At 67.9% G+C, this 20159-nt stretch carries 17 protein-coding genes; 9 read left to right on the plus strand and 8 right to left on the minus strand.

The genetic code is table 11. The features are described from left to right. The first annotated feature begins 50 nt into the window (after window positions 1-50). Window positions 51-746 (plus strand): response regulator transcription factor CtrA, encoded by a 696-nt coding sequence (ctrA, locus tag SPHPH_RS0110410; protein ID WP_028966639.1) that lies wholly within the window; start codon window positions 51-53, stop codon window positions 744-746. A gap of 302 nt (window positions 747-1048) precedes the next feature. On the opposite strand, the gene SPHPH_RS0110415 is transcribed toward ctrA, so the two are convergent. Both SPHPH_RS0110415 and SPHPH_RS0110420 read right to left on the minus strand, forming a co-directional pair. Beyond that, window positions 1049-2074, minus strand: a complete 1026-nt coding sequence (locus tag SPHPH_RS0110415) for a choice-of-anchor A family protein (protein ID WP_037488434.1) — start codon at window positions 2072-2074, stop codon at window positions 1049-1051. A gap of 268 nt (window positions 2075-2342) precedes the next feature. After that, window positions 2343-3101: a competence/damage-inducible protein A gene (locus SPHPH_RS0110420; protein ID WP_028966641.1), complete on the minus strand. Its 759-nt coding sequence runs from the start codon at window positions 3099-3101 to the stop codon at window positions 2343-2345. A gap of 50 nt (window positions 3102-3151) precedes the next feature. Between SPHPH_RS0110420 and map the strand changes: the two genes are divergently transcribed. Next, the gene (gene map / locus SPHPH_RS0110425) at window positions 3152-3976 is read left to right on the plus strand and encodes a type I methionyl aminopeptidase (RefSeq protein ID WP_028966642.1); all 825 of its coding nucleotides are present in this window, start codon (window positions 3152-3154) and stop codon (window positions 3974-3976) included. A 128-nt stretch (window positions 3977-4104) separates the two neighbouring features. Here map and SPHPH_RS19455 read toward each other — a convergent pair whose 3' ends face one another. Continuing rightward, window positions 4105-5214: a CAP domain-containing protein gene (locus SPHPH_RS19455; RefSeq protein WP_051272958.1), complete on the minus strand. Its 1110-nt coding sequence runs from the start codon at window positions 5212-5214 to the stop codon at window positions 4105-4107. A gap of 202 nt (window positions 5215-5416) precedes the next feature. On the opposite strand from SPHPH_RS19455, the gene SPHPH_RS0110435 reads away from it, so the two are divergent. The 3 genes from SPHPH_RS0110435 to SPHPH_RS20465 all read left to right on the plus strand — a co-directional run bounded on the left by SPHPH_RS0110435 (window position 5417) and on the right by SPHPH_RS20465 (window position 8260). After that, on the plus strand, window positions 5417-5755 hold the full coding sequence (locus SPHPH_RS0110435) for a P-II family nitrogen regulator (protein WP_028056880.1): 339 nt from the start codon (window positions 5417-5419) through the stop codon (window positions 5753-5755). Window positions 5756-5851: 96 nt separating this feature from the next. Next, entirely contained in the window at window positions 5852-7264 is a 1413-nt protein-coding gene (glnA, locus tag SPHPH_RS0110440) for a type I glutamate--ammonia ligase (RefSeq protein WP_028966643.1), read from the plus strand. 402 nt (window positions 7265-7666) lie between these two features. Next, window positions 7667-8260: an alpha/beta hydrolase gene (locus tag SPHPH_RS20465; RefSeq protein ID WP_051272959.1), complete on the plus strand. Its 594-nt coding sequence runs from the start codon at window positions 7667-7669 to the stop codon at window positions 8258-8260. Window positions 8261-8578: 318 nt separating this feature from the next. Here SPHPH_RS20465 and SPHPH_RS0110450 read toward each other — a convergent pair whose 3' ends face one another. The 5 genes from SPHPH_RS0110450 to SPHPH_RS0110470 all read right to left on the minus strand — a co-directional run bounded on the left by SPHPH_RS0110450 (window position 8579) and on the right by SPHPH_RS0110470 (window position 14515). After that, the gene (locus SPHPH_RS0110450; protein ID WP_028966644.1) at window positions 8579-9589 is read right to left on the minus strand and encodes a sugar kinase; all 1011 of its coding nucleotides are present in this window, start codon (window positions 9587-9589) and stop codon (window positions 8579-8581) included. Further along, the gene (locus SPHPH_RS19465) at window positions 9589-10962 is read right to left on the minus strand and encodes a mannitol dehydrogenase family protein (protein ID WP_051272960.1); all 1374 of its coding nucleotides are present in this window, start codon (window positions 10960-10962) and stop codon (window positions 9589-9591) included. The genes SPHPH_RS0110450 and SPHPH_RS19465 overlap by 1 nt, the downstream gene beginning before the upstream one ends. Further along, the gene (uxaC, locus tag SPHPH_RS0110460; protein WP_028966645.1) at window positions 10959-12371 is read right to left on the minus strand and encodes a glucuronate isomerase; all 1413 of its coding nucleotides are present in this window, start codon (window positions 12369-12371) and stop codon (window positions 10959-10961) included. Before uxaC ends, SPHPH_RS19465 begins: the two co-directional genes overlap by 4 nt. Window positions 12372-12373: 2 nt before the next feature. Beyond that, window positions 12374-13552, minus strand: coding sequence for a mannonate dehydratase (gene uxuA, locus SPHPH_RS0110465; RefSeq protein WP_028966646.1), 1179 nt, complete (start codon window positions 13550-13552; stop codon window positions 12374-12376). 66 nt (window positions 13553-13618) lie between these two features. Then, window positions 13619-14515 (minus strand): aldo/keto reductase, encoded by an 897-nt coding sequence (locus SPHPH_RS0110470; RefSeq protein ID WP_028966647.1) that lies wholly within the window; start codon window positions 14513-14515, stop codon window positions 13619-13621. A gap of 71 nt (window positions 14516-14586) precedes the next feature. Between SPHPH_RS0110470 and SPHPH_RS0110475 the strand changes: the two genes are divergently transcribed. The 4 genes from SPHPH_RS0110475 to xylA all read left to right on the plus strand — a co-directional run bounded on the left by SPHPH_RS0110475 (window position 14587) and on the right by xylA (window position 20047). After that, entirely contained in the window at window positions 14587-15939 is a 1353-nt protein-coding gene (locus tag SPHPH_RS0110475) for an FAD/NAD(P)-binding protein (protein WP_028966648.1), read from the plus strand. A gap of 96 nt (window positions 15940-16035) precedes the next feature. Continuing rightward, window positions 16036-17172, plus strand: coding sequence for a glycoside hydrolase family 43 protein (locus SPHPH_RS0110480; RefSeq protein ID WP_081668596.1), 1137 nt, complete (start codon window positions 16036-16038; stop codon window positions 17170-17172). A gap of 112 nt (window positions 17173-17284) precedes the next feature. Next, window positions 17285-18724: a xylulokinase gene (gene xylB / locus SPHPH_RS0110485; RefSeq protein WP_028966650.1), complete on the plus strand. Its 1440-nt coding sequence runs from the start codon at window positions 17285-17287 to the stop codon at window positions 18722-18724. 12 nt (window positions 18725-18736) lie between these two features. Beyond that, window positions 18737-20047, plus strand: coding sequence for a xylose isomerase (xylA, locus tag SPHPH_RS0110490; protein WP_028966651.1), 1311 nt, complete (start codon window positions 18737-18739; stop codon window positions 20045-20047). Window positions 20048-20159 lie beyond the last annotated feature (112 nt).

The raw sequence follows: 20159 nt of genomic DNA on the forward strand, positions 1-20159 counted from the left end.
CAGGCGTGGCCGGCGACGGCATTTCGCCACCGACAACCGGGGAATTGCCGATGCGCGTGCTGCTGATCGAGGACGAGCCGACCACCGCCAAGGCCATCGAGCTGATGCTGTCGACCGAGGGCTTCAACGTCTACAATACTGATCTGGGTGAAGAAGGCCTCGATCTGGGCAAGCTCTACGATTACGACATCATCCTGCTCGACCTGAACCTGCCCGACATGCATGGTTACGACGTGCTCAAGAAGCTGCGCGTGGCCCGCGTTCAGACCCCGGTGTTGATCCTCAGCGGTATCAACGAAATGGATTCGAAGGTGCGCAGCTTCGGCTTCGGTGCCGACGATTACGTCACCAAGCCGTTCCACCGCGAAGAACTGATCGCGCGCATCCACGCCGTCGTCCGCCGTTCGAAGGGCCATTCGCAGTCGGTCATCAAGACCGGCAAGCTGTCGGTGAACCTCGATGCCAAGACCGTCGAAGTCGACGGCGCACGCGTCCACCTGACCGGCAAGGAATATGCAATGCTGGAGCTGCTGTCGCTCCGCAAGGGCACGACCTTGACCAAGGAAATGTTCCTCAACCACCTGTACGGCGGGATGGACGAGCCCGAGCTGAAGATCATCGACGTCTTCATCTGCAAGCTGCGCAAGAAGCTCAGCCTGGCGTGCGACGGCGAGAATTACATCGAGACCGTCTGGGGCCGTGGCTATGTGCTGCGCGAGCCGGAAGAGGTCGTTCAGGTCGCGTGATCCTGTAACGCTCCTCCGAACACATCTACCGTCATTGCGAGCGTAGCGAAGCAATCCAGGGCCGGATCAGGACGCCCTGGATTGCTTCGCTACGCTCGCAATAACGGAAATTCGGTGGAATCGATCATCATCCAGCATTACCACCGCCTTCTTCCGTCATCCCGGACTTGATCCGGGATCCCGCTTTGATTGCGCGCGGCACGAAGTAGCGGGGCCCCGGATCAAGTCCGGGGCGACCAGCGGGGGGCCGAGAAGAAGGTGACGATGTTTAGCCGAAGAGGCTGCGGCACAACCGCCCCTCTTTAAACCGCCGAAGGAAGCGCCGCCTTCCGCCGCCGCCGCAGCGTCGCGCCAAGCACCCCGAACCCCGCGAGCATCATCATCCATGTCCCCGGTTCCGGCACCGCCGCGGTCGGACGGAACGCGCCGGCATAGGTGTCGAGGTGCATCTCGCCGTTCTGCACCATGCTGTTGAACACCGCGCTGCCCTGGATGTAATTACCGGTCGTTCCCGCCGCGAGCGGCGCCAGCACCGATCCGCGCCACGCGGTCGTGAGGTCGACCGTCGTCGCGTCTGCGAAGTTCCAGATCACGTTGCGGCCGAGCTGGTCGACGTTGCCGAGGAAATTGTCGTCCAGCCTGATCGTCGCGCCGCTGACGTTGACGATCACCGTGTCCGCGCCGTTGCGGTTGAACTCGATCTCGCCGAACTTCGACAGGTCGCTGCCGGCCAGCGAGAACACCGCGACGCCGTTGCTGCCCGCGACCGCGTTGAAGGTGGCGCGATTGTTCGAGATCAGCGCCTTGCCGGTCGCCGCCAACCCCGACAGCCCATTCGACAGATCGATCATCGAGCGGGTCAGCGCATTGCGTTGGTCGACCAGCGCCTGCGTGAAGCCGGCGGTCGCCGCCTGCCCGGACTTGACGGTATTCTGGTTGACGTTGGTATTGGCGATCGCGCCGCCGACCAGCACCGTCTGCGGGTTGCCGTTCAGCGAGAAGCCGCTGGTGACGTTGCCGCCGACCGTCGCGCCGCCGGTCAGGTTCTTCGTCCCGCCGGTCACGTCGCCGACGACCGTCAGCGCGGGGGTATTCGCGCTCGAGGCCGCGGGGGTGCGGATCTGGTAGTTCGACGACGTGCCGCTCAGATTGCCGCCGACGAAGGTGCGGCCCTCGACTTCCGACGACGACTTCAGGTCGCCGAGCACGACGAGGTTCCACTCGTGCAGCGCATCCATGCCCTGGATCACGGTCGTGGCCGACGCGGGGCTGGCCACCACCAGCGCCAGCCCTGCCGCCAAACCCGCCTTGAATGCTGCGCGTGCCATCGTACCCGGTCCCGACAAATTGAGCCGATTCCGTGACCTGCCACGGAGCGGCGCGCAACGTCGTTTACCTTGTCGCCGATCCCTGTTCGGGACGAGTGGGCGTCTCCGCCGTTGATCGTTGTTTCGATCTTCCCGCCCTTTCCGACATCGTCGCCCCGGACCTGATCCGGGGCCCCGCTCCGTCTCTGGCGGAGAGGCAAGGAAGCGGGATCCCGGATCAAGTCGGGGATGACGAATCAAGCAGGGCAATCGCGACGGTCCTTCGCCCCTAGATCCCCCCCGCGGTCACCGTACGCCCGTCGGCTTCCAGCGCGGCGGTCAGGTCTGCGATACACGCATCGACCTGCGCCTGATCGGGCGAGCGCACCACGAAATTGGCGCCGGTGCGCCCGTCGCGGAAGAAGGGATAGCTGCCGATCGCCACGCCCTCGTGCGCCTTTTCGGTGGCGCACAGCAGCTCGGCGACCTCGCTTTCGGCCACCCAGCAGCCGATTGTCGCGCTCACCACCGGACGCCCGCCTTCGAGCGTGCCGGTCAGCCAATCGAGCATCCCCGCCGTGATGTGCGGCACACCGGCCATGATGAAGATATTGTCGACGCGGATGCCCGGCGCGCCCGAGACGCGATTCTCGATCAGCGTCGCGCCCTCGGGCACGCGCGCCATCCGCCGCCGCGCGTCGGTCAGCCCGCCGCGTGTTTCGTAATGCCGCTCCAGCACCGCGATCGCATCGGGGTGTTCGACGACCGCCGCGCCCAGCGCCGCGGCGATCGCATCGACGGTGATGTCGTCATGCGTCGGCCCGATCCCGCCGGTGGTGAACAGATAATCGTTGCGCGCCCGCAGCGTGTTAACCGCCTCGACGATCGCCGCCTCGCGATCGGGCACGACGCGCACCTCGACCAGCCGGATGCCCTGTACGTTGAGCCAGGTCGCGAGCTGCGCGATGTTCTTGTCCTGCGTGCGGCCGGACAGGATCTCGTCCCCGATCACCACCAGCGCGGCGGTCCAGATGCGTTCGGTTGTCATGCGCCTTCCCTAGCTCGCAATCGCGCGCCCGCCACGCTATATCCGTGCACATGACCGATTATGTGACCGTCACCAGCGATGCGCCGCTCGCGCGCACCGGCGCGATCAAGCTGCACGGGCCGGATGCCTTTGCGGGGATGCACAAGGCCGGACGACTCGCCGCCGAAACGCTCGACATGCTCGTGCCGCATATGGTGCCGGGCGTGACCACCGCCGAGATCGACAAGCTGATCTACGATTTCGTGAAGGCTGGCGGCGGCGTGCCCGCGACGCTCGGCTATCGCGGCTATACGCATTCGAGCTGCATCTCGATCAACCATGTCGTCTGCCACGGGATTCCATCGGACAAGGCGCTGAAGTCGGGCGATATCGTCAATGTCGACGTCACCCCGATCGTCGATGGCTGGCATGGCGACACCAGCCGCATGTACCTGATCGGTGACGTGCCGCTGAAGGCGAAGCGGCTGGTCGAGGTGACCTATGAATGCCTGATGCTCGGCATCGAGCAGGCGCGCCCCGGCAACACGATGGGCGATGTCGCGCACGCGATCCAGCGCCATGCCGAGGGCCATCGATTCGGCGTGGTCCGCGATTTCTGCGGCCACGGCGTCGGGCGGCTGTTCCACGACGCGCCGGAGGTGGTGCACGTCGGCCGTCCGGGCACCGGACCCGAGCTGCGGCCGGGCATGATCTTCACGATCGAGCCGATGATCAACATCGGTCGCCCCGACGTGAAGCTGCTCGACGATGGCTGGACCGCGGTGACGCGCGACCGCTCGCTGTCGGCGCAGTTCGAACACTCCATCGGCATCACCGAGGACGGGTGCGAGATCTTCACCGGCTCGCCTGCGGGGCTCGACAAGCCGCCGTATTGAGGGAGAGCGGCCGCCCCCTTTCGTCGCCCCGGACTTGATCCGGGGCCCCGCTGCTTCTTTACGCGCGTCGTGAAGAAGCGGGATCCCGGATCAAGTCCGGGATGACGACCCGGCCGTGGTACCGTGGATCACGACACGATCCTGAACGTATAGCTGTAATCGGTCGCGGTCCCGCGCACGCCGACCCCGGTGATCTTCACCGAATAGCTCACCCCCGCCTTCAACCCCGCGACCTGGAATTGCAGGTTGTTGGGCACCGCATAACCGACATTGTCGAAGCTGACGTTCGACACCGCCAGGGCGGTCGAGCCGTCGCTGACCGCGATCGTCGCTTTCGAGAAATCGACCGTCGCATTGGCCCCGCCGCGCTGCGTCGTGTCCGCGATCACCGTGAACGAAAGCAACGACGACATGTCGAAATAGCGCGCCGGGTAGTCCCCGTACGGATAGGCGACGAACGGCGGGAGGTTCGCTGGCACGCTCACCCCGCCGGTGAACGATACGACCTTCATCGCGGCGGCATCGGTACGGCTGCCGTCTGCCAGCACCTGCGCGACACGGCCGTACGAAATCTTGCCGAGGAACGGATCGAGGATCCAGCGGCGATGCCCGACATTGTTGGCGACGAGGTTCGACGTCTCGCTCAGCCAGCCGCCGAGATACATGTCCTCGGTATAATAGGCCAGATAAGGCGAGATCAGCCCGCCATACAGGTTGCTGGTCCCCGCCCCGTTCGCACCGAGCGTGGTGTAGCATTTCCACGTCGCGGCGGGCGTATGACTCAACTGGCCGTTCGCCGCCATCATCAGCGCCGCCTGCGTCGCCTGTTCGTCGTCGGCGCTCGAATAGCTGACGGCGGGCAGCCGATGAAGCGCACGGATCGCGTTCAGCCGTGCCAGCACGTCGTCGCGGACACTCTGCACCAGCGTGCCGGGCTTGCAATTGGCGACATCGGGCTGGGTGCTGAACAGCGCCGCGGCGTTGGTCGCCCAATTGCCGGTCGGGGTGGGCGCGGGTGCCGGCGGCGGCGTCGGCGTCGGGCTCGGCGCAGGCGTGGGGCTCGGTGCGGGCACGGGGGTCGGGCTGGGCGTCGGCGACGGGGCGGGCACCACCTGCACGCCGCCGCTCGCCGGGACGGTACCGCTCGCGCCATCGCTCCCACCGCCCCCGCCGCAGCCCGCCAGCAGCAGCGACAAGGCCGAGACGGCGCCGAACCGATATCCGCGTGAGCTTCGCATCGGGTTCGCATAGGCGCGCGCGGGTTAAGAAATGGCACCTGCCCGCCAAAGTGGCAGACACACAGCGATTGCCCATTTTTCAGGCAGTGAAAAGCCCGGATTTCCGCGAGTCGTCGCCTTGCCCTTCGCGCCCGCGGCTGGCACGATCGGTGCAACGATGCTGCTGGGGCATCCAAGTTTTCCGGGGTGGGGCGTTCGTCGCGTGAAGAAGATCGAAGCGATCATCAAGCCGTTCAAGCTGGACGAGGTGAAGGAGGCGCTGCACGAAATCGGAGTGTCCGGCATCACCGTCACCGAGGCGAAGGGCTTCGGACGGCAGAAGGGCCATACCGAGCTGTACCGCGGCGCCGAATATGTCGTCGACTTCCTGCCCAAGGTGAAGCTGGAGGTGGTCGTCGAGGACGGTCTGACCGAGCGCGTGGTGGAGGCGATCGCCGCCGCCGCGCAGACCGGCCGGATCGGCGACGGCAAGATCTTCGTGATCCCGGTCGAAACCGCGCTGCGCATCCGTACCGGCGAGCGCGATAACGAAGCGATCTGATCCCATTCCTTCGCTCCGCTGTCATCGGAGCGTGCCACTTACCGCGCCACTTCGACCATCGGTCGAAGCGACGCTTATGCGAGAGAGAGCAACATCATGGCGAACACGGCCGCAGACGTTCTGAGCAAGATCAAGGACGAGGAGATCGAGTGGGTCGATCTGCGCTTCACCGATCCCAAGGGCAAGTGGCAGCATCTGACGATGGTCGCCTCGGTGATGGGCGAGGACGAATGGACCGACGGCCTGATGTTCGACGGCAGCTCGATCGAGGGCTGGAAGGCGATCAACGAGTCGGACATGATCCTGAAGCCGGATCTGGACGCGGTCTACACCGATCCGTTCTCGGCCACCCCGATGCTGATCGTGTTCTGCGACATCGTCGAGCCGTCGACCGGCGAGGGCTATAGCCGCGACCCGCGCACCACCGCGAAGCGCGCCGAGGCCTATGTCGCCACCACCGGAATCGGCGACACCGTCTATGTCGGGCCGGAAGCCGAGTTCTTCATGTTCGACGACGTCCGTTTCGACACGTCGTACAACCAGTCGTATTTCAAGCTCGACGATATCGAGCTGCCGACCAACACCGGCCGCGAATATGAGGGCGGCAACATGGCGCACCGTCCGCGCGCCAAGGGCGGCTACTTCCCCGTCGCGCCGGTCGACTCGGCGGTCGACATCCGTGGCGAGATGGTCTCGACGATGATCGAGATGGGCCTGCCGTGCGACAAGCACCACCACGAGGTCGCCGCCGCGCAGCACGAGCTGGGGCTGACCTTCGGCACGCTGACCACCACCGCCGACCGGATGCAGATCTACAAGTATGTCGTGCACCAGGTCGCGCACGCTTATGGCAAGTCGGCGACGTTCATGCCGAAGCCGATCAAGGAAGATAACGGCTCGGGGATGCACACGCACTTCTCGATCTGGAACGGCAAGGAGCCGCTGTTCGCGGGCAACGGCTATGCCGGGCTGAGCGACACCTGCCTGTATTTCATCGGCGGGATCATCAAGCACGCCAAAGCGATCAACGCCTTCACCAACCCGACCACCAACAGCTACAAGCGGCTGGTGCCGGGCTACGAAGCGCCGGTGCTGCTCGCCTATTCGGCGCGCAACCGCTCGGCCTCGTGCCGCATTCCGTACGGCACCGGGCCGAAGAGCAAGCGCGTCGAGGTCCGCTTCCCGGACGCGATGGCCAATCCGTATCTCGCCTATGCGGCGCTGCTGATGGCGGGTCTGGACGGTATCCAGAACAAGATCCATCCGGGCGAGGCGATGGACAAGAACCTGTACGACCTGCCGCCGGCCGAGCTGGCGCAGGTCCCGACGGTCTGCGCCTCGCTGCGCGAAGCGCTCGACTCGCTCCTGGCAGACCACGACTTCCTGTTGAAGGGCGACGTGTTCACCAAGGATCAGATCGAGGCGTACGTCGAACTGAAGTGGGCGGACGTGGCGCGTTGGGAGATGACCCCGAGCCCGGTCGAGTTCGATATGTACTACAGCGCGTGAGGCTGCCGGGCCGGCAGCCGGTGCGGCGCCGCCGCACACGCGCTGTCGGCCGGCGTCGCGCAGCGACGACCGACGACGTGGCTTCGCCACGTCGTCAGTCCCGATCGAAAGAGGGCGTCTTCCCACGCGGAAGGCGCCCTCTTTTCGTTCCGTCATCCCGGACTTGATCCGGGATCCCGCTTCTTCTTCTCCGCGCCAAAAGGAAGCGGGGCCCCGGATCAAGTCCGGGGCGACGAACTACAAGTGTTGGCTCCAGTCGCCACGGCCGCGCCCCTCACCTCACCCCGACAAACCCCAGCCTCACCGCGCAAAAGCCCAACTAGACTCCCCTTCCCGCGCGACTCGCGTACCATCGTCACCCTCAGCCACGACGACGGTCCGCGCCACCCGGGAGCCACAGCCATGTTCGCCATTGCCGCCAACGACCGCTTCGCCCCTTTCTCGATCGTTGCGATCTCCGACGCGCGACAGAGCGAGCCGACGTGGCGGACGATGTTCGGCTGGCCCGCCAACGACCCGCGCACGATCCCGATCGCCGCCCGCTCGCGCGCCGAACGCAAGATCTGGGCGGCGCGCGTCGATCAGGCGGTCTGCGCGGCGGATCGCCCGGTGCTCTTGGTGGCGGACGGGATCGGCTGCGCGGCGAGCGCGTGGTGGGGCCGGCTGTCGCCGAGCGACTACGTGTCGAAGATCGCGGGCGCGTTGCTGTTCGCACCGCGCGGGGCGGAGGTGACGCGCGACGGCGACACCGACCTGTTCGCCTCCCCGACCGCGCCCCTGCCCTTCCCGTCGATCGTGATCTCGCCGCAGGGCGACGCCGGCCAAATCGATGCGGCAGTCGAAAGCTGGGGCAGCCGCCTGATCGCCGGCCACCGCGACCGCCACGTTACGCGTGAGACGACCGCGTGGCGGCAGGCGCAGCGGCTGTTCCTGCGCGTGACGCATCAGGTTGCGGCGCACGAGGTCGGGCGCGCCGAGGCCATGATCGGGCGGTAGTCACCGCCTTTTGTAAGGAGGAGGCGCAGCTTCGGACGCCCCGTCCCCAAATTCTCCGTCGCCCCTGCGAAGGCAGGGGCCCATGTCTGTCGCGTGCTGACCGACCATCTGACACGGCCACCGCCGCCTATGTGTCAACGCAAGCGCGTGACGACACAGCAATAGGCCCCTGCCTGCGCAGGGGCGACGGCATGCGGGGTGGCGCGGGCCCTCCCCTACCCCTGTCGCCCCGGACTTGATCCGGGGCCCCGCTTCTTCTCGGCCCACGGAGAAGACGAAGCATGATCCCGGATCAAGTCCGGGATGACAGCGCCAACCCTACCGCCGCACATCCAGCCCGCCGGCAAGGAACGCATCGACATCCCCCTGCCGGAACAGCGCGGCATCCCCCGGCAGCGAATGCTTCAGCGCCGCCAGCGCCAGCCCCGTCTCCGCCGCCGCCGCGATCCCCTGAACGCGCAGCAAGGCATGCAGCACCCCGGCCGCGAACGCATCGCCGCCGCCGATCCGGTCGACGATCCCCGCCAGCACCGTCTCGGGCGTCTGCGCATGGTCGTCGCGCGTGTCGATCCGCGCCGACAGCCGGTTGAGATCGACATGCTCGACATGCCGCGCCGTCGAGGCGATCGTCATCAGCCTCGGAAAGCGCGCGAACGCCGCCTCCGCCGCTGCGCGCCGCCGATCCTCGCCCTCGCCACCGAAATCGTCGCGCCCGAGCAGCAGCGCGATGTCGCGGTGGTTGCCGAACATCAGATCGGCATGCTCGACGATCCGAGTCAGGATGCTGCGCGGATCGCTATCCCAGCGCGCCCACAATTTGCCGCGCCAATTGCCGTCGAACGACACCGCGACCCCGCGCGCGCTCGCCGCCTCGGCCGCGCGACAAGCGCTCTCCGCGGGCACCGGCCCCAGCGCCGGGGTGATCCCCGACAGATGCAGCCGCGTCACGCCGTCGAGGATCGCGTCCCAATCCCACGCACTCACCGGCGCTTCGGCGAACGACGAGCCGGCGCGATCGTAGATCACCTCGGTCGCGCGCATCCCCGCGCCTGAGGTCACGAAATACAGCCCCATCCGCTCGCCGCCGGTCTGCAAGTGCCGCACGTCGACGCCATGCCCGCGCAAGGCCGTGATCGCGCTCTGCCCGAGGTCGTTGTCGGGCACGCGGCTGGCCATACCGACGTCATGGCCGAGCTTGGCGAGCTGCGTGACGACGTTCGCCTCCGCACCCGCGACCCACACATCGAAGCGCGGCGTCTGCATCAGCAATTCGCGCCCCGGCGGCGACAGCCGGAGCATGACCTCGCCGAACGCCAGAAACTTGCCCATCAACCCCGCTCCACCAAATCGACCAGCGTTGCGCGTTCGGCATCTTCGGCCTGCCAGCGCCCGGCGAACCTGCCGCCCGTGCCGAACAGCGCGTCGATCATGCCGCGCGTATCGTTGGCAGCCCACAACGCCGCCAGCTCGCCCGCCATCGGATCGTTGATCGGCCCCGCCTGCCCGCGCAGATGCCGCAGCCACGCCGCCAACGCGGTCAGCGTCGCCGACGTTTCGACCCCGCGCCCACGATTGACCGTCAGCGCCTCCAGCCAGCGCGGCCCGACCTTCTGCGACCCGTCGGTGGCGATCTGCGCCAGCCGGTGCGCCAGCGACGGGTTGGCGAAGCGCGCCAGCAGGGCATCGGCATAGCCGCGCAAATCCTGCCCCGGCGCGGCGTCGAGGCTCGCCGCGGCCTCGTCGCGCATCAACCGCTCGACGATCGGGCGCACCGCTGGGTCGGCGATCGCCTGATGCACGAACTCATGCCCCGCGCCGAGCCCGAGATAGGCGAGCGCCGAATGCGCGCCGTTGAGCATCCGCAGCTTGGCGGTCTCATACGGCCGCACGTCGGCGACGAACTGCGCGCCGCCGACATTCCAGCGCGGGCGATCCGTCGCGAAGCGATCCTCGATCACCCATTGCCGGAACGGCTCGGTCACCACTGCGCCCTCGTCGCGCTGCCCAAGTCGCGCTGCGATCCCGTCGAGATCGGCGGGCGTGGTGGCCGGGACGATCCGGTCGACCATCGTCGAAGGGCACGCCCACTCCCGCTCGAACCACTCACGCGCCGCGCCGTCGAGCAACGCCGCCACACCATCGCGGAGCACATGGCCGTTGTCGGTCATGTTGTCGCAGCTGACCAGCGTCATCGGCCCCGCGCCCGCGGCGTGCCGCTCGCGCACCGCCTGCGACAGATAATGGTAGATCGTGCCACCCGCCGCCTCGACCGAGCCAGTGTTGATCCCGCCACCCGGCAACCGATGGTAGCCCTTTTCGGTGACGGTCAGCGTCACGATGCGCGTCGCGGGCGCGGCCAGCGCTGCCGCCACCGCGTCCGGCGCATCCGGCGCGACCAGCACCTCGCGCACCGCCCCGATCAGCCGCAGCTGCTCGCCCTCCGCATCGCGGGTCGCGACCGTGTACAGCCCATCCTGCGAAGCGAGCTGCTCGTGCACCTGTCGCGAGCGCAGCGACACGCCGGTGATCGCCCAGTCGCGGTCGCCAGCCGCCATCGCATCGTCGGTATAGACCGCCTGATGCGCGCGGTGGAACGCGCCGATACCCAGATGCACGATCCCGCGCGCTTGCTCGGTCCGCGCATAGCCGGGCTGCGCCACATCGCCGGGCAGTGACGCGCGGGTTGCGTCCGACAGCCTCACAGCTTGTACGCCTTGCGCACCAGCCCGTCGGTCAGCTCATGCGCCAGCTCGACCGCTTCCCAATCCTCGATGCGATGCTCGGCGACCAGCCGCGCAAGGAACGCGCAATCGACGCGCCGCGCGACATCGTGCCGCGCCGGGATCGACAGGAAGGCGCGCGTATCGTCGTTGAAGCCGACGGTGTTGTAGAAGCCCGCGGTCTCGGTGGTCAGCTCGCGATAGCGGCGCATCCCCTCGGGCGAATCGTGGAACCACCACGCCGGCCCCAGCTTCAGGCACGGATAATGGCCGGCCATCGGCGCCAGCTCGCGCGCATAGACGCTCTCGTCGAGCGTGAAGAGGATGATCGTCAGGTCGCGCTCGTTGCCGACCACGTCGAGCATCGGTTGCAGCGCGCGCGTATATTCGGTGCGCACCGGGATGTCGGCGCCCTTGTCGCGCCCGTGGCTCGCGAACAGCCCGGCATTGTGATTGCGATACGATCCGGGGTGGATCTGCATCACCATTCCATCCGCGACGCTCATCTTCGCCATTTCGGTGAGCATCTGCGCGCGGAACAGCTCGGCATCGGCGGCATCCCAAGTCCCGCCGACGATCTTCGCGAACAGCGCCTCGCATTCGGCGGTCGACAGGTTGGCGGTCTGTGCGGTGGCGTGGCCGTGGTCGGTCGCGGTCGCCCCGGCGGCGCGGAAGTCGGCGCGACGCTTGCGGTGCGCCGCCAGATACCCCGACCAGCTATGGACGTCCTCGCCGGTCAACGCGGCGAAGGTCGCCATCGCACCCTTGAACTGCTCATGCTCGACATCGATCACGCCATCGGGGCGATAGGTGGTGACGACGCGGCCGTGCCAGCCGGAGGCGCGGATTGCATGATGCGCATCGAGGCTGTCGTGCGCGCCCTCGGTGGTGGCGAGGAAGTCGATGCGGAACCGCTCGAACAGCGCGCGCGGGCGGAAATCGTCGCCCGCCAGCCGCTCGTTGATCGTGTCGAAGTACAGGTCGGCGGTGTCGGCATCCAGCCGCACGTCGAACCCGAACACCTCGGCGAAGACGTGATCGAGCCACAGCCGCGACGGCGTGCCGCGGAACAGCCCGTAGTGCGATGCGAACAGCTTCCACGCCGCGCGCGGATCGGTGGCGGGCACGCCGCCGCGATGCGGAATCCGCAGATCGTCGAGCGCGACGCCCTGCGAATAGAGCATCCGAAACACATAATGATCGGGCGCGAGCAGCAGCGTCGTCGCATTGTCCCATTTCGCATCGGTCGCGAACCATGTCGGGTCGGTGTGGCCGTGCGGGCTGACGATCGGCAGCGCGCCGATCTCGGCATAGAGCGTCCGCGCAATGTCGCGGGTCGTCGGATCGGCGGGGAACAGCCGGTCGGGGTGCAGTTCGAGCGGTCGTGTCATCGTCAGTTCGCTCCCATAAACGTCAGTCCGCGTTCCAGTCCGCGCAGCTCGGCAAGCCCGCGCATCCGCCCGAGCAGCGAGTAACCGGGGTTCGTCACCTTGGTCAGATCGTCGAGCATCTGGTGGCCGTGATCGGGACGCATCACGATCGAGCGCCCCTCGCGGCGCTGCAACGCCACCACCTCGGCCATCACCGCGGTCAGGTCGCCGCTACCCTCCAGATGCGCGGCCTCGTGGAACGCGCCATCGGGTTCGCGCTGCACGCTGCGCAGATGCAGGAACCCGATCCGCTCCCCCAGCCGCCGAACCATGCCGGGCAGATCGTTGTCGGCGCGCACCCCGAACGAGCCAGTGCAGAAGCACAGGCCATTCGCAGCGCTCGGCACCGCCTCGAACAGCGCGGTCACGTCCGCCTCGGTGCTGACGACGCGCGGCAGGCCAAAGATCGCGAACGGCGGATCGTCGGGGTGGACGACCATCCGAATGCCCAGCTCCTCCGCGACCGGGCAGATCGCCGCCATGAACGCATGGTGATTGGCGCGCAGCTCGTCGGGCCCGGTGTCGGCATAATCATGGATCGCGTCGAGGAATTGCGCGGAGGTGAAGCTCTCCTCGCTGCCCGGCAGCCCGGCGATGATCGTCCGCTCCAGCCGCAGCTTCGCCTCGTCGTCCATCGCGGCGAAGCGCCGCGCGGCACGCTCGATCGTGTCGGCACCATAATCCGCCTCGGCACCCGGACGCCTGAGCAGGTGGAGATCGTACGCCGCCACCGCATCCAGCTCGAACCGCAGCGCACGCGCGCCGTCGGGCAGCGCCCACGCCAGATCGGTGCGGGTCCAGTCGAGCAACGGCATGAAATTATAGGTGACGATGGTGATCCCCTCCGCCGCCAGATGGCGCAGGGTGGTGATATACTGGTCGATCAACCGATCGCGTTCGGCCTCGGCGGTCTTGATCGCCTCGTGCACCGGCACGCTCTCGACCGTGGTCCAGCCGAGCCCGGCAGCCTCGATCATCGCGCGCTGCGCGGCGATTTCCTCGCGCGGCCAGACGTCGCCATTGGGGATGTGGTGAAGCGCGGTAACGACCTCGCTGGCGCCGGCCTGCCGGATATGCGCCAGCGGAACCGGATCGCGCGGCCCGAACCAGCGCATCGCCTGCGTCATCAACACGTCCGCCATCCTCTCCGATCCTGCCGCCCGCAGCTTCGCGCCGCCTGTGTTAGCGATACCACATCGCGAAGCAAGCTACGGCAGCTTCGTACCCATCCCCGCCTGAAGCACCGCATACCATTGCGATCGCGTCCATTCGACCCGGTACGCACCGGCGGCTGCCGCGATCCGCTCGGGGGTCTGCGATCCGACGATCGGGATGATCCGGGCCGGATGCGCCATCACCCACGCCAGCGCCGCCGTCGCCGCGTCGACGCCGTACGTCGCGCCATGTTCGGCGAGCAACGCGCCCGCGGGATGCGCTGCGTCGGTCAGCCGTCCGCCACCGAGCGGCGACCAGGCCAGCACCGCAAGGTCGTGCGTCATGGCATGATCGAGCGTTCCGTCGAACAGCGGCGCGGCGTGCAGCGCGGAAAACTCCGGCTGCGTCGCGACGATCGGCTGGTCGAGGAACGCCTGCAACGCGTCGAACTCGGCGGGCGCATGGTTCGATACGCCGATCGCGCGCACCTTCCCGCTCGCCACCATCGCGTCGAGCGCCCCCGCCACTTCCTGCGGATGCGTCAACAGGTCGCGACGGTGGATCTGGTAGAGATCGACCGTCTCCACCCCCATTCGCCGCAGCGAATCGTCGAGCGCCGCCGACAGATAATCACGGCTGCTGTTGTACGGAATCCCGGGGCGGATCCCTCCCTTGGTCGCGATCACCATCCGGTCGCGCAAGGCCCGATCTTCCGCCAGCGCGCGCCCGAACAGCGCCTCCGCCGAACCGAACCCGGCGGGCACGTCGCAGCCATAGATGTCGGCGGTGTCGAACAGCGTGATCCCCGCCCCCAGCGCCGCCTCGATCAGCGCGCGCACCGCCGCGACGTCATCACCCGCCAGCCGCCACATGCCCCAGGCGAGCGGCGAAACCGCGATCCCGCTCTTGCCCAATGCCCGTGGTTCATTCGATAGGCGCAATGTCGTCATGAGCGGCGGCATGGCACAGGGTCGATCGGGATGATAGCGTCGAACCGTTTCTCGCGCCGGGCGGGGCAGCGATGATCCGCCATGTCGCAATCGTCGGCGGCGGCTTTTCGGGCGCGCTGCTCGCCATCAACCTGCTCCGCCACGATGGGCCGCGTGCGACGCTGATCGAGCGGCGTCCGGCGCAGCTCGGCCGCGGCGTCGCCTACAGCGCCGCGCACGAGGAGCATCTGCTCAACGTCCGCGCCGCCAACATGAGCGCGCTGCCCGACGATCCCGATCATTTCGTCCGCTGGCTGACGCACAATGCGCTCGGTGACCGCACCACGTTCGTGCCGCGCCGGGTGTACGGCCGCTATCTGCGCGAGATGCTCGAACAGGCCGCCGCCGCGCACCCGCACCGCCTGACGCTGATCGAGGACGAAGTGCGCGCGATCGCGCCGGTCGCGACCGGCTATGTCGCCACGCTGGCGGGTGGTGGCACGCTGGCATCGGACACGATGGTGCTCGCGCTCGGGAACCTGCCGCCGCATACCCCGCCGGGGATCGACCCCGACGTGCTGCCGCCGGGCTGCTATCGCGGCGACCCGTGGGCAGGCGACATCGCGGAGGGTTTGCGCGACGACGACGCCGTCGTGCTGGTCGGCAGCGGGCTGACCGCGGTCGACGCGGCGCTGCTCCTCGATGCGAGCGGGTTCCGTGGTCGGATCGTCGCGCTGTCGCGGCGCGGGCTCGCGCCGCGCCGCCACGCCGATACGCCGCCGCAGCCCGGCCTGTCCGAACGCCCCGCGGCGACATTGTCGGCGTTGCTGCGCCATGTCCGCCAGCGCAGCGCCACGATCGGCTGGCGGGCGGCGGTCGATACGTTGCGCCCGATCACGCAGCTGATGTGGGGCGCGGCGGATGCGGCGACCCGCGCACGCTTCCTTCGCCATCTGCGCCCGTGGTGGGACGTGCACCGCCATCGCCTCGCGCCGGCGGTCGCCGACCGCATCGACGCGCTGGTCGCCGCCGGCCGTCTGGAGGTGGTGGCGGGCAAGCTGGTCGCCGCCACCGCTGACGGCGCGCAGGCGCTGCTCGAGTGGCGGCCGCGCGGCGACAACGAAACGCGCCGCGTCCGCGCGGCGCGGATCGTCAACTGCACCGGACCGCAGGGCGACCTGCTGCGCTCGGGTGAACCGCTGCTCCGCGATTTGCTCGCGCAGGAGATGATCCGCCCGGATGCGCTGCGCATCGGGCTGGAGGTCGATGCGCAATCGCGGGTGGTCGATGCAAGCGGCGCGGTCGCGGAACAACTTTACGCGATCGGCCCGATGACGCGCGGCGGGCTGTGGGAAGTCGTCGCCGTCCCCGACATCCGCCAGCAGAACTGGACGCTGGCGCGGCGGCTCGCCAACGCGCAATGGGTGGGCGGCGAAGGGCTTTGATGCGAAAACGGTTGCGCACCAATGATGGTAGCGCTACCTCATAGCGTAACGCGCGGGCGCAGACCCGCCGACTGGACCTGAGAGGAGCCCGAAACGATGCGTCGCCCGACCCGTGACTATCTGTCCCGTGCCTATCTGTTGCCGCTGTTTGCCGCGCTGCCGCTCGCCGCCTGTGGTGACCGGACGACGACCGCCGACAACACCACGACCGCCAATGCCGCCGGCACCGACGCACCGCGCGCAAAGGACGGCCGCCGCTATCTTTCGCAGCCGCTGGTCACCGACTTCTACACCGCCGATCCGTCGGCGCACGTCTTCGACGGCAAGCTCTACGTCTATCCCAGCCACGACATCGACGGCTCCGCGAAGGAAGACGATCTCGGCGGCCATTTCGAGATGCGCGACTATCGCGTGCTCAGCATGGACGAACCCGGCGGCAAGGTGACCGCGCATCCGGTCGCGCTCGATGTGAAGGACGTGCCCTGGGCCGAAAAGCAGATGTGGGCGCCTGACGCCGCCTATAAGAACGGCACCTATTTCCTCTACTTCCCCGCCAAGGACCGGCAGGGCGCGTTCCGCATCGGCGTCGCCACCTCCAAATCGCCGGTCGGGCCCTTCAAGGCCGATCCGCAGCCGATCGCGGGCAGCTTCTCGATCGACCCCGCGGTGTTCACCGACGACGATGGCAAGAGCTATATGTATTTCGGCGGGATCTGGGGCGGGCAGCTCCAGCGCAACACCACCGGCAAATACGATCCGAACGGCTCGAAGACCGATCTCGGCGCCGACGACAAGCCCGCGCTGACCGCCAAGGTCGCGCCGATGGCCGCCGATATGAAGGCGTTCGCCGGCAAGCCGCGCGACGTCGTGATCCTCGACGAAAAGGGCAAGCCGCTGCTCGGCGGCGACCACGATCGCCGCTTCTTCGAGGCGTCGTGGATGCACAAGTACAAGGGCAAGTACTACTTCAGCTATTCGACCGGCGACACGCATTACCTCGTCTATGCGATCGGTGACTCGCCTTATGGTCCCTTCACCTACAAGGGCCGCATCCTCCAGCCGGTCGAGGGCTGGACGACCCACCATTCCATCGTCGAGTGGAAGGGCAAATGGTGGCTGTTCTACGCCGACACGCAGATGTCGGGTCAGACGCGGCTGCGCAACGTCAAGATGACCGAGCTGAAGTACAACCCGGACGGCACGATCCAGACGATCGATCCCTTCGTGAAGTGATGCTTGTGCCCCGGCGAAGGCCGGGGCCCAGTTGGGAAACGCAGCCGCATTCCCCGCGACCTCCGACACTGGGCCCCGGCCTCCGCCGGGGCACTCATCTTGAAAGACCCCCATGTTCCTCGGCATCGACATCGGCACCTCGGGCGTGAAGGCGGTGGTGATCGACCGTGACGGCGCGATCGCCGCGCAGGCCACCGCCGCGCTGACCGTCCAGCGCCCGCACCCGCTCTGGTCCGAACAGGACCCCGATGCCTGGTGGCAGGCGACCGACGCCGCGGTCCGCGCGCTCCCCGCCGACGTGCGTCGTGCGGTGCGCGGCGTCGGCATCGCCGGCCAGATGCACGGCGCGACGCTGCTCGGCGCCGACGATCGTCCGTTGCGCCCCGCGATCCTGTGGAACGACGGCCGCTCCTTCGCCGAGTGCGAGGAACTGGAACGCACCGTCCCAGCGCTGCGCGACATCGCCGCGAACATCGCGATGCCCGGCTTCACCGCGCCGAAGCTATTGTGGGTCAGGCATCACGAACCCGAAACCTTCGCGGCGATCCGCACCGTCCTGCTCCCCAAGGACCACGTCCGCCTGATCATGACCGGCGAGAAGGCGTCCGACGTCTCCGACGCCGCCGGCACGCTCTGGCTCGATGTCGCGAAGCGCGACTGGAGCGACGAGTTGCTCGCCGCGACCGGCCTCACCCGCGATCAGATGCCGCGCGCCGTCGAGGGCAGCGACGTCACCGGCACGCTCCGACAGGAAATCGCCGACAGCTGGGGGATGGACGCCGTCCCCGTCGCGGGCGGCGGCGGCGACAATGCCGCGGGCGCGGCCGGGATCGGCGTCGTCCGCGACGGCGATGCCCTGCTGTCGCTCGGCACCTCCGGCGTGATCTTCGTCGCGACCGACACGCTCCGCGCCAATCCGGCGGCGGCGGTCCACGCCTTCTGCCACTGTATCCCGGGCATGTGGCACCAGATGGCGGTGCATCTGTCGGCGGCGGTCTGCGTCGACTGGGTGGCGCGGCTGATCGGCGCAGCGGGGGCCGCCGACGTGTTCGCGCGCGCCGAAATCGCCGGCCCGGCGAGCGGCCCCGAACTGTTCCTCCCCTATCTCTCGGGCGAGCGCACCCCGCACAACGACGCGCAGGTGCGCGGCGGCTTCCTCCAGCTCGATCACGACAGCACCCCCGAGCGGATGGCGCAGGCGGTGCTCGAAGGCGTCGCCTTCGCGCTCGCCGACGGCGTCCGCGTGCTGCGCGAATCCGGCACGAGCGTGGAGCGGCTGTCGGTGATCGGCGGCGGCGCACGCTCGCGCTATTGGGGTGAGACGCTCGCCGCCGCGCTGGAGGTCGAACTCGCCTATCTGAAGGGCGGCGAGGTCGGCCCGGCGATGGGCGCCGCCCGCCTCGCGCAGCTCGCGGTCGAGGGCGGCACCCCCGCCGAAGTCTGCGTCGCACCGCCGATCAGCCACGTCATCACCCCCGACCCGACGCTGGTCGACCGGCTCGCCCCCAAGCGCGCCGCCTTCCGCGCCGCCTATCCCCGCATCAAGCCCTAAAGGAGCACGCCCGTGAGCACCGACTTCTTCGCCGACATCCCCCAGATCAAATATGAGGGGCCGGAAACCACCAACGAACTCGCCTATCGTTTCTACGACAAGGACCGGGTCGTGCTCGGCAAGCGCATGGAGGACCACCTCCGCTTCGCCGCCTGCTTCTGGCACACCTTCTGCTGGCCGGGCTCGGACGTGTTCGGCGGCGGCACCTTCAACCGCCCGTGGCATGCCGGCGCGAACGACAGCGCGGCCTCGGCACAGAAGCGCGAAGTGGCGTTCGACTTCTTCTCGAAGCTCGACGTCCCCTATTACTGCTTCCACGACGTCGACGTGATGGCCGACGCCGACAGCGTCGCCGAGCACCGCCGCTTCTTCGGCGAGGCGGTCGACCATCTGGAAAAGCTCCAGGCATCGTCGGGCCGCAAGCTGCTGTGGGGCACCGCCAATCTGTTCGGCAACCCGCGCTTCGCCGCCGGTGGCGCGACCAACCCGGACCCGGAAGTCTATGCGTTCGGCGCGATGCAGGTCCGCGACGCGCTGGAGGCGACGCACCGCCTCGGCGGCCAGAATTACGTGCTGTGGGGCGGTCGCGAGGGTTACGAGACGCTCGCCAACACCGACCTGAAGCGCGAGCTGGACAATCTCGGCCGCTTCCTGTCGCTGGTCGTCGAGCACAAGCACAAGATCGGCTTCACTGGCACTATCCTGATCGAACCGAAGCCGCACGAGCCGACCAAGCACCAGTACGACTTCGACACCGCCACCGTGTACGGCTTCCTCAAGAAGTACGGGCTGGAGAACGAGGTCAAGGTCAACATCGAGGCGAACCACGCCACGCTGGCCGGCCACACCTTCGAACATGAGATCGCGATGGCCGGCGCGCTGGGCATCTTCGGGTCGATCGACGCCAACCGCGGCGATCATCAGAACGGCTGGGACACCGATCAATTCCCGAACTCGGTCGAGGAACTGACGCTGGCGATGCTCGAAATCCTCCGCGCGGGCGGCTTCACCACCGGCGGCTTCAACTTCGACGCCAAGGTCCGCCGCCAGTCGATGGACGCGGTCGACCTGTTCTACGGCCATGTCGGCGGGATCGACGTCGTGGCGAAGGGCTTGCTCAACGCCGCCGCGCTGATCGAGGACGGTCGCCTCGACGCGATCAAGCAGGAGCGCTACGCCGGCTGGGATGCCGACTTCGGCCAGAAGGTGTCGAGCCTCGACCTCGCCGGGATCGCTGACCTCGCCGAGAGCGCCGACGTCAACCCGCGCCCGCGCTCGGGCCGTCAGGAGCGGATCGAGAACCTCGTCAACCGCTTCATCTGATCCTCAAATCGTCATTCCCGCGAAGGCGGGAATCCAGACGCGCAGGTCCGTCGATTGGGGCGAAACCGCAGAGCATCTGGATTCCCGCCTCCGCGGAAATGACGGGTGTGCG

It is taken from the genome of Sphingomonas phyllosphaerae FA2 (genome assembly GCF_000427645.1).
Taxonomy (GTDB): domain Bacteria; phylum Pseudomonadota; class Alphaproteobacteria; order Sphingomonadales; family Sphingomonadaceae; genus Sphingomonas; species Sphingomonas phyllosphaerae.